Source organism: Streptomyces sp. B1866 (assembly GCF_031932565.1).
Taxonomy (GTDB): domain Bacteria; phylum Actinomycetota; class Actinomycetes; order Streptomycetales; family Streptomycetaceae; genus Streptomyces.
Genome location: NZ_JAVSCF010000282.1, coordinates 1 through 7,968 on the forward strand (window position 1 = coordinate 1; position 7,968 = coordinate 7,968).

7 protein-coding genes and 1 pseudogene are annotated in these 7,968 nt (G+C 76.7%); 3 read left to right on the forward strand and 5 right to left on the reverse strand.

The features are described from left to right. Positions 1-338: 338 nt before the first annotated feature. Both RKE29_RS30870 and RKE29_RS25715 read left to right on the forward strand, forming a co-directional pair. Positions 339-413 (forward strand): annotated as a pseudogene (locus RKE29_RS30870) (hypothetical protein); the annotation flags it as partial. Positions 414-462: 49 nt separating this feature from the next. After that, complete coding sequence (locus RKE29_RS25715) at positions 463-1,086, forward strand: DUF5995 family protein (protein WP_312008034.1); 624 nt, start codon at positions 463-465, stop codon at positions 1,084-1,086. Between the two features lie 60 nt (positions 1,087-1,146). Here RKE29_RS25715 and RKE29_RS25720 read toward each other — a convergent pair whose 3' ends face one another. The 5 genes from RKE29_RS25720 to fmt all read right to left on the reverse strand — a co-directional run bounded on the left by RKE29_RS25720 (position 1,147) and on the right by fmt (position 7,148). Beyond that, a complete protein-coding gene (locus RKE29_RS25720; protein ID WP_312008029.1) occupies positions 1,147-2,586 on the reverse strand; it encodes a GuaB1 family IMP dehydrogenase-related protein in 1,440 nt (479 codons plus the stop codon). A gap of 130 nt (positions 2,587-2,716) precedes the next feature. Continuing rightward, positions 2,717-3,706 carry a sugar-binding domain-containing protein gene (locus tag RKE29_RS25725; protein ID WP_312008036.1) on the reverse strand — a complete coding sequence of 330 codons (990 nt, stop codon included), beginning with the start codon at positions 3,704-3,706 and terminating at the stop codon, positions 2,717-2,719. A gap of 144 nt (positions 3,707-3,850) precedes the next feature. After that, complete coding sequence (gene rpe, locus RKE29_RS25730; protein WP_312008030.1) at positions 3,851-4,525, reverse strand: ribulose-phosphate 3-epimerase; 675 nt, start codon at positions 4,523-4,525, stop codon at positions 3,851-3,853. A gap of 92 nt (positions 4,526-4,617) precedes the next feature. Beyond that, entirely contained in the window at positions 4,618-6,069 is a 1,452-nt protein-coding gene (locus RKE29_RS25735; RefSeq protein ID WP_312008031.1) for a transcription antitermination factor NusB, read from the reverse strand. Positions 6,070-6,215: 146 nt separating this feature from the next. Continuing rightward, positions 6,216-7,148: a methionyl-tRNA formyltransferase gene (gene fmt / locus RKE29_RS25740; protein WP_312008032.1), complete on the reverse strand. Its 933-nt coding sequence runs from the start codon at positions 7,146-7,148 to the stop codon at positions 6,216-6,218. A gap of 409 nt (positions 7,149-7,557) precedes the next feature. Here fmt and RKE29_RS25745 point away from each other — a divergent pair. After that, positions 7,558-7,968 (forward strand): hypothetical protein (locus RKE29_RS25745; protein ID WP_312008033.1); only part of this gene is annotated, 411 nt, incomplete at its 3' end.

Consider the following 7,968-nt stretch of genomic DNA (forward strand, 5'->3'; position numbering starts at 1 on the left):
CCGCCGGTCCCGGGACCGGCGGCGTACCGGCGCGCGCCCCGCCCGTACGCGCCGGGGCACGCGCCACCCGCCCGGGGAAGGCCGAGGAAGCTCGCCCGTTCGGGCGAAGCGGGGCGAACGGCGGCGGTTCGGCGGGGGCCGCCTGCCAGGCTGTCGCCATGCCGACCTGCGAGGGGCCCGTTCCCGGCCCGCCGCCCCCGGAGACCGTGGAGGCCACCGAGACCGCCGAGGCCGCGAAGACCGTCAAGGCCGCCGCGAAAGCCGTGCACGCCGTGGACGCCGTGCCGGCCGCGCGGACCGCCGCCGGCGGAGAGCGCGTGGCCAGCGTGGTGGCGCGCATGCGGGCGCTGGACGCCGCGCTGCCGCCCGGGGACGGGGTCGGGGTGTTCAACCGGGTGTACCTGTCGGTCACCGAGGAGGTCGGGCGGTCCCTCGCGGCCGGGTACTTCGGGGACGCGGCNGCTGGACGCCGCGCTGCCGCCCGGGGACGGGGTCGGGGTGTTCAACCGGGTGTACCTGTCGGTCACCGAGGAGGTCGGGCGGTCCCTCGCGGCCGGGTACTTCGGGGACGCGGCGGCGACCGAGGACCTGGACGTGCGGTTCGCCGGCCGCTACCTGGCGGCGGTCGACGCGGCGGCGGCCGGGCGGCGGCCGCCCGCCTGCTGGCGGCCGCTGTTCGCGGCGCGCGAGCGGGCGCGGGTGCGTCCGCTCCAGTTCGCGCTGGCCGGGATCAACGCGCACATCGGCCACGACCTGGCGCTCGCCCTGGTGGACACCTGCCGGGCGCGCGGGGCGGAGCCGCCCGCCCTGGCGGCGGACTTCGACCGGGTCGGGCTGCTGCTGACCCGGATCGAGGAGCGGGTCAGGGAGGAGCTGATGCCCGGCCCCGACCCGCTGGAGGCGGTCGATCCGCTCACCCACCTGGTGGGCTCGTGGAGCCTGCTGCGGGCGCGGGAGGCGGCGTGGTCCGCCTTCCGCGCGCTGTGGGGGCTGCGCGGGATGCCGGAGCTGGCGGCGGAGCTGGCCGAGCGGGTCGACGCGAGCGTGGGCCTGGTCGGCCGCGTCCTGCTCACGCCGCTGCCCTGAGCCGCCCCGGGCCCGAGGCCGCGCCCGGCACCCGCGCCGACCGGGCGTCCCGCCGCGGCGTCACGTCCAGCTGACGTGCAGCGGCTTGCCCTCGGCGTAGCCCGCGGCGCTCTGCACGCCGACCACGGCCCGCTCGCGGAACTCCTCCAGGGTGCAGGCGCCCGCGTACGAGCAGGAGCTGCGCACGCCCGCGACGATCGAGTCGATCAGGTCCTCGACGCCGGGCCGGACGGGGTCCAGGAACATCCGGGAGGTGGAGATGCCCTCCTCGAACAGGCTCTTGCGGGCCCGGTCGTAGGCCGAGTCCTCGCGGGTGCGGCCCCGCACCGCCCGCGCGGAGGCCATGCCGAAGCTCTCCTTGTACGGCCGCCCGTCGGCGCTGTGCTGAAGGTCGCCCGGCGACTCGTACGTACCGGCGAACCACGAGCCGATCATCACGTTGGACGCGCCCGCGGCCAGCGCCATGGCCACGTCGCGCGGGTGCCGCACGCCGCCGTCGGCCCACACGTGCCGGCCCAGCGCGCGCGCCTGGGCGGCGCACTCCAGCACGGCGGAGAACTGCGGGCGGCCCACGCCGGTCATCATGCGGGTGGTGCACATGGCACCGGGCCCGACGCCGACCTTGACGATGTCGGCGCCGGCCGCCACCAGGTCGCGCACGCCCTCCGCCGAGACCACGTTGCCCGCCACGACGGGCACCGGCGGGTCCAGGGCGCGCACCGCCCGCAGGGCGGCGAGCATGGACTCCTGGTGGCCGTGCGCGGTGTCCACCACGAGGGTGTCCACGCCCGCGTCGAACAGCGCCTTGGCCCGCCCGGTCACGTCGCCGTTGACGCCGACGGCGGCGGCCACGCGCAGCCGGCCGGCCGCGTCGACCGCCGGCCGGTAGAGCGTGGCGCGCAGGGCGCCCTTGCGGGTCAGGATGCCGACCAGGCGGCCGTCGGCGTCCACGGCCGGGGCCAGCTTGCGGTGCGCGGCGTCGAGGCGGTTGAACGCCTCCCGGGGGTCGATGTCCGCGTCCAGGAGCACCAGCTCGCGGGACATGACCTCGGCGAGCTGGGTGAAGCGGTCGACACCGGTGAGGTCGGACTCGGTGACGACGCCGACCGGGCGGCCGTCCTCGACCACGACGCCCGCGCCGTGGGCGCGCTTGGGCAGCAGGGACAGCGCGTCGGCGACGGTGGAGGCGGCGGCGAGCACGATGGGCGTGTCGTGCACCAGGTGCCGCTGCTTGACCCAGCCGACCACGTCGGCGACCACGTCCAGCGGGATGTCCTGCGGGATGACCACCAGGCCGCCGCGGCGGGCGACGGTTTCGGCCATCCGCCGGCCGGCGACGGCGGTCATGTTGGCGACCACGACCGGGATGGTGGTGCCGGTGCCGTCCGGGGAGGACAGGTCGACGTCCTGCCGGGAGCCGACCGCCGACCGGCTTGGAACCATGAACACGTCGTCGTAGGTCAGGTCGTAGGGGGGCTGGGTGTCGTTCAGGAAACGCACGCGCGGAAACTCCCCGTCACTCGGCAGCCGGCCCGCACGCGGCGGCAGGCCGGAAAGACGCACCTGTTTCAGTCTCCCATGGCCGGCCGCGGTGCGGCCCGGGCCCGGCGCGGGCCCGGCCCGGGGGGCGCTACGGCCCGTCGGGGTCGGCCCGGTCCAGCGCGGGGCGGGGGCCGGGGCCGGTCTCCAGCAGCAGGTAGTCGGCGGCGGCGGTGTCCGTGACCAGGCTCGTCACCAGGCCCGAGCGCAGCACGGCGCCGATCGCCGCGGCCTTGCGGCGGCCGCCCGCGATGGCGACGACCTCGGGGATGCGGCGCAGCCGGTCGGCCTCGACGGTGATGCACCGCTCGCCCAGGTCGCGGCCGATCCGCCGCCCCTCCGCGTCGAACAGGTGGGCGGACATCTCGGCGGTGGCGCCGAGGTTCGCGTAGTGGGCGCGCTCGTCGGGCCGCAGCATGTCGTAGACCGTCGAGATGCCCGCCTCCCAGGAGCCGATGGACACGGCCGCGACGGTGACCTTGTCGAAGTACTCGAAGGCGCGGGCGATGCCCGGCTGGAGGCGCAGGGCGCGGGCGGTGGCCGTGTCGGGCAGCAGCATGGGCGCGTAGATGGGGTGCGCCTCGCCGCCGGAGACCGCGGCCGCCCTGCGCACGGCCTCCACCGAGCCGCGCTCGGCCGCGCCCGCGTCGTACACCCCGGTGAGCTGCACGACCGTGCACGTGGGCAACTGGTGCAGGGCGGCGGCCATGTGGATCGTGGAGCGGCCCCAGGCCAGCCCCAGCACGTCCCCCTCGGTGACCAGCTCGCCCAGCAGCTCCGCGGCGACCTCGCCCAGGTTCTCCGGGTCGGCGGTGTCCTCGGTGGTGTCGGCCGTCGACTCGGCCACGACCGCGTGCCGCAAACCGTACCGGGCACGCAGCGCGTCGGAGCGCTCGGCATCCAGCTCGGAGGGGACCCGGATCTCGATGCGGACCAGGTCGCGCTCCAGGGCGGTCTCCAGCACGCGCGCCACCTTGAAGCGGCTGACCCCGAACTCCTCGGCGATCTGGATCTTGGACTTGCCTTCGAGATAGAAACGGCGCGCCATGGCCGCCGCCTGTACCAGCTCGGCGGGTCCCATCCGCGTGGCTGCACGGCCCGTCGGCACCGCGGTCTCCTTATGTCTTCTGTTCACTTCCTGGACTCACCGTTCATCCTGTCAGAAACGGTGGCCTTGGTCTGCCCTTTACCCTTGAGTTCACCGTGCGGTGGGACGACGTCCACATCACCGGCCCTCCCGGGCCGCGGACGCCTCGGCCAGGGCGCGCAGCTCCCGGACGGCCTTGGCCGGATCCTGCGCGCTGTAGACCGCGGAGCCCGCCACGAACACGTCGGCTCCCGCCTCAGCACACCGCTCGATCGTCTCCGCGGAAACCCCCCCGTCCACTTGCAGCCAGATTTCCAGGCCGTGCCGGGCGATCAGCTCCCGGGTGCGGCGGATCTTCGGCAGCATGATGTCGAGGAACGCCTGCCCGCCGAAGCCGGGTTCGACCGTCATCACCAGCAGCATGTCCAGCTCGGGCAGCAGGTCCTCGTAGGGCTCGACGGGCGTGGCGGGCTTGAGCGCCATGGACGCGCGCGCGCCCTTGGCGCGTATCTCCCGGGCCAGCCGTACGGGCGCGGCGGCGGCCTCGACGTGGAAGGTGACCGACCCGGCGCCCGCCTCGACGTACTGGGGCGCCCAGCGGTCCGGGTCCTCGATCATCAGGTGGCAGTCCAGGGGGGTGTCCGTGGCTTTGCCCAGGGACTCCACGACCGGCACGCCGAGGGTCAGGTTGGGGACGAAGTGGTTGTCCATGACGTCGACGTGGAGCCAGTCGGCGCCCTGAACGGCCTCGGCCTCCTGGGCGAGGCGGGCGAAGTCTGCGGACAGGATGCTGGGGTTGATCTGCACGGCCATGGCCCCCAGCCTGCCACGCCCGCGCACCGGCCGCGGCCCCGGGGACCTGCGGCGCTGCCCGCCGGGGCGGGCCTGCCGGGAGCCCGCGGGCGTCAGCCGGTGCGGCGCAGCAGCGCCAGGTACATCGCGTCCGTGCCGTGCAGGTGCGGCCACAGCTGGACGTCCGGCCCGTCGCCGAGCGCGGGCACGCCCGGCAGCAGCGGCCGGGCGTCGACCCGCTCGGCGGCGGGTACCGGCCCCGCCCGCCCGCGCAGTACGTCCGAGACCACCACGCGGGTCTCGGCCAGGTGCGGCGAGCACGTGACGTATCCGACGACGCCGCCGGTCCGCACGGCGGACAGCGCCTCGCGCAGCAGGGCCCGTTGCAGTGGCGCGAAGCCGTCCAGGTCCTCCGGGCGGCGCCGCCAGCGGGCCTCGGGGCGGCGGCGCAGCGCGCCGAGCCCGGTGCACGGCACGTCGACCAGCACCCGGTCGAAGGTGCCCGGCCGCCACGCCGGGCGGGTGCCGTCGGCGACCACCACCTGGTACGGGCCCGGGTTGCCGGCCAGCGCCCGCGCGACCAGGCGGGCCCGGTGCGGCTGCTTCTCGGCGGCGGTCAGGGCGGCGCCGCGGCCCGCGGCCAGCGCGCCGAGCAGCGCCGCCTTGCCGCCGGGCCCCGCGCAGCCGTCCAGCCAGCGCCGGTCGGGGCCCTCCAGAGGCGCGTTCGCCAGGGCCAGGGCGACCAGCTGGCTGCCCTCGTCCTGCACGCCCGCGCGGCCCTCGCGCACCGCGTCCAGGCCGCCCGGGTCGCCGCCCTCGGACAGCCGCACCGCGTGCGGCGACCAGCGGCCCGGCAGCGCGCCCCGCTCGCCGGCCGCCGCCAGCAGCTCGCCGGCCGTGGACCGGCCCGGGCGGGCGGCCAGGACCACCTCGGGCCGCTCGTTGTCGGCCGCCAGCAGCCCGGCGATGCCCGCCCGGCCGCCGCCCAGGGCGTCCCACAGGGCGGCGACGATCCAGCGCGGGTGCGCGTGGACGATCGCCAGGTGCTCCTCGGGGTCGTCCTCGTACGGCGGCGCGACCCGCGCGAGCCAGCCGTCGAGGTCGTCGGAGGCGACCTTGCGCAGCACGGCGTTGACGAACTTCGCCCGCCCGTCGCCCAGTACGGTCCGCGCCAGCTCCACGCTGGCCGACACCGCCGCGTGCGGCGGGATGCGGGTGCCCAGCAGCTGGTGGGCACCCAGGCACAGCACGTCGAGTACGGGCGGGTCCACCTCGCGCAGCGGCCGGTCCACGCACCGCGCGAGGATCGCGTCGTAGGTGCCCTGGCGGCGCAGCGTCCCGTAGACCAGCTCGGTGGCCAGCGCCGCGTCCCGGCCGCCGGCGTCGCCCGCGTCGATGGTGCCGCTCTCCCGGGCCGCGCGCAGCAGCGGGGGCAGGACGAGGTTGGCGTACGCGTCCCGCTCGTCGACGGCCCGCAGCGCCTCGTAGGCGAGCAGGCGCACCGGGTCCCGCTTCGGGCGGCGGTAGGGCTTGGCGGGGCGGGGGCGGCGTGCCTGCGGGGTCACGGGTGATGCGCTCCGGACGAGGAAGATCGAGGAGATCGGCGAGAACGAGGCTCCACCTTACGCGCCGCCCGCGCCCGGCGGCGAAGGCCGCCTCCGGGCCCCCTCCGGGCCGGCCGGGGACCGGTCGCGGGCCGCCTCCGGGCCGCTCAGCCGCCCAGCCGCTCGCCCGCGGCGATCCGCGCGCCGCGCGCCCAGTCCGCCCCGGACATCGGCTTCTTCCCCTGCGGCCGCACCCACGCCAGCTCCACGGCGTGGCTGCCGGTGCCCGCGTACACCGCCTTCTTGGTGACGGCCAGTTCGCCGGGCGCCAGGTCCGCGCGGTCGGGCACGGCCGCCACGGACACCAGCTTCACCCGCTCGCCGCGGAAGACGGTCCACGCGCCGGGCGCCGGGGTGCAGGCCCGCACCAGCCGGTCGACGCGCAGGGCGGGCGCGGACCAGTCGACCCGCGCGTCCTCCACGCCGATCTTCGGGGCCAGGGACACGCCGTCGGCGGGCTGCGGCACGGCCTTGAGCGCGCCGTCCTCGATGCCGTCCATGGTGGCGGTGAGCAGCCCGGCGCCCGCGAGGGCCAGCCGGGTCAGCAGGTCGCCGCTGGTGTCGGTGGGGCGCACGGCCTCGGTCACCACCCCGAACACCGGCCCCGAGTCGAGCCCTTCCTCGATCTGGAAGGCGGACGCGCCCGTCACCTCGTCGCCCGCGAGCAGCGCGTGCTGCACGGGCGCCGCGCCGCGCCAGGCGGGCAGCAGCGAGAAGTGCAGGTTGACCCAGCCGTGCGCGGGGATGTCCAGGGCCGCCCTGGGCAGCAGGGCGCCGTAGGCGACCACCGGGCAGCAGTCGGGGGCGATCTCCCGCAGCCGGGCCAGGAAGTCCGCGTCACGCGGCCGGGCGGGCTTGAGCACCTCGATGCCGGCCTCCTCGGCGCGCTGCGCCACCGGGCTCGCCTCCAGCCGTCTGCCGCGCCCCGCGGGGGCGTCGGGGCGGGTCACGACGGCCGCCACCGTGTGCCGGTCCGAAGCGATCAGGGCGTCGAGGGCGGGCAGGGCGACCTCGGGAGTACCGGCGAAGACGAGCCTCATGGATGCTACGGACCAACTCTCGCACGCGGGGCGGCACCAGGGACGCGGGCGCGGCCGGGCCGTGGCCGCGCGAAGGCGGGCAGTCAGCCTACCAGCGGCGCGTGGAGCGGGGCGGGGACACGGACCGCGGGCGTCCCGGGTCCGCGAGCGGCGACCGCGCGAAGGGGGCGTACGCGCCGCGCCGCGCACTCCCCGGACCGTGACCGACGGGGCGGGTGGCGCGTTGGTCAAGACGGATTGACCGAAATGGGCTGCCGCCGCGGTGCCAGTCCCGGTCCCTCCACTCCCCCCTTTCCCCGTCCGTCCCCTGACCCTCCCCCACACCGCCCCTTTCGTCCCTACAACCCGCTCTTCACCCCCTTCCACCCTTCCCCTCTACGGTTTCCACGCCGGCTCGAAAGGCTTGTTCATGGCCGACCACGCAACCCACGACGCCCAGGCCCGGGCCAGCCTGCACCTCCTGGTGCGGGACATCGAGCGGGTCCGCCGACAGGTGGACGCGCTGCGCACGCTCACCGCCCAGCTCGGCAACGTCTACCGCCCGCGGCGCACCGGCCCCTCGGCGGGGTTCGTCGTCTACGGACGCGCCCCCGCGCCCACCGTGCGGCTCGCCCAGGAGCTGCGGGACAGCATCGAGACGCTGGTGACGGCGGCCGTGGACTTCGACCGCTCGCTGGGCTTCTCGTGGGACGCGGTGGGGTCGGCCCTCGGCGTCACCAAGCAGGCGGTGCACCGCCGGTACGGCGCGCGGCGGGCCCCCGCCGCGCGCGGCGCGGCCGACGGCGAGGGCGAGGCGCCGCAGCCGGTGCGCGCCGCGGAG